The sequence below is a fragment of the Streptomyces sp. NRRL B-24572 genome, from assembly GCF_002156145.1.
In the GTDB taxonomy this organism is placed as follows: domain Bacteria; phylum Actinomycetota; class Actinomycetes; order Streptomycetales; family Streptomycetaceae; genus Streptomyces; species Streptomyces vietnamensis.
In genome coordinates this window covers 1-1,082 of the sequence record NZ_MWIG01001186.1, presented here as the reverse complement: position 1 = coordinate 1,082, position 1,082 = coordinate 1, and the positions used below count along the sequence as shown (strand labels likewise).

General features: G+C 74.9%; 1 protein-coding gene and 1 pseudogene. One reads left to right on the top strand and one right to left on the bottom strand.

Going from position 1 to position 1,082, the window contains the following annotated elements; genetic code table 11:
- Positions 1–182, bottom strand: a pseudogene (locus tag CCN56_RS41195) (two-component sensor histidine kinase); the annotation flags it as partial.
- On the opposite strand from CCN56_RS41195, the gene CCN56_RS41190 reads away from it, so the two are divergent.
- Positions 181–1,082: sensor histidine kinase (locus CCN56_RS41190; protein WP_373412970.1), on the top strand; the 902-nt coding region annotated here is incomplete at its 3' end. The pseudogene CCN56_RS41195 and the gene CCN56_RS41190 sit on opposite strands and share 2 nt — an antisense overlap.

The window sequence follows — 1,082 nt, the reverse complement described above, 5'->3', positions numbered from 1 at the left end:
GCGTACCAGTGGGTCGGCCCGAAGACCATGGCCGCGGCGGTGAGCACCGCCATCGTGACGAGACCGACCCGCCAGGTGGTGGGCCGGTCGGTGCGGGAGGCGACCGTGTAGAGCGCGACGACGGCGCTCATCGCGATCGGGGCGGGCCGGTTGTCGTTGACCAGCTCGAAGAGGCTGATCATGATCGCCGGGGCGGCGGCCCTGGTGATGCGCAGGCGCAGCCCCTTCGCCGTGCTCGCCTTCACCGTCACGATCAGCCTCTTCGAGCTGGTCAACGACAACCGGCCCGCCCCGATCGCGATGAGCGCCGTCGTCGCGCTCTACACGGTCGCCTCCCGCACCGACCGGCCCACCACCTGGCGGGTCGGTCTCGTCACGATGGCGGTGCTCACCGCCGCGGCCATGGTCTTCGGGCCGACCCACTGGTACGCGCAGGAGAACCTCGGCGTCTTCGCCTGGACCGGGATGGCGGCGGCCGCCGGGGACGCCGTCCGCAGTCGCCGGGCCTTCGTCGACGCGATCCGGGAGCGGGCCGAGCGGGCCGAGCGGACCCGCGAGGAGGAGGCGGGGCGGCGGGTCGCCGAGGAGCGGCTGCGGATCGCCCGCGACCTCCACGACGTCGTCGCGCACCACATCGCCCTGGTGAACGTGCAGGCCGGGGTCGCCGCCCACGTCATGGACAAGCGCCCCGACCAGGCCAAGGAGGCCCTCGCGCACGTCCGCGAGGCCAGCCGCTCCGCCCTGGACGAGCTGCGCGCCACCGTCGGCCTCCTCCGCCAGTCCGGCGACCCGGAGGCCCCCACCGAGCCCGCCCCGGGCCTCGCCGTCCTCGACGGGCTGCTCGACAGCTTCCGCAAGGCCGGGCTGCCCGTCGCCCTGGCCCGCGCCGACGAGGGCCTGACGCTCCCGGCGACCGTCGACCTCGCCGCGTACCGGATCGTGCAGGAGGCCCTGACCAACGTCCGCAAGCACGCGGGACCGGACGCCGAGGCCGAGGTGAGCGTCGTCCGGGTGGGCCGTACGGTCGAGATCACCGTCCTCGACAACGGCACGCCCCCGGAAGCACCGCCCCGGCCCGCCGA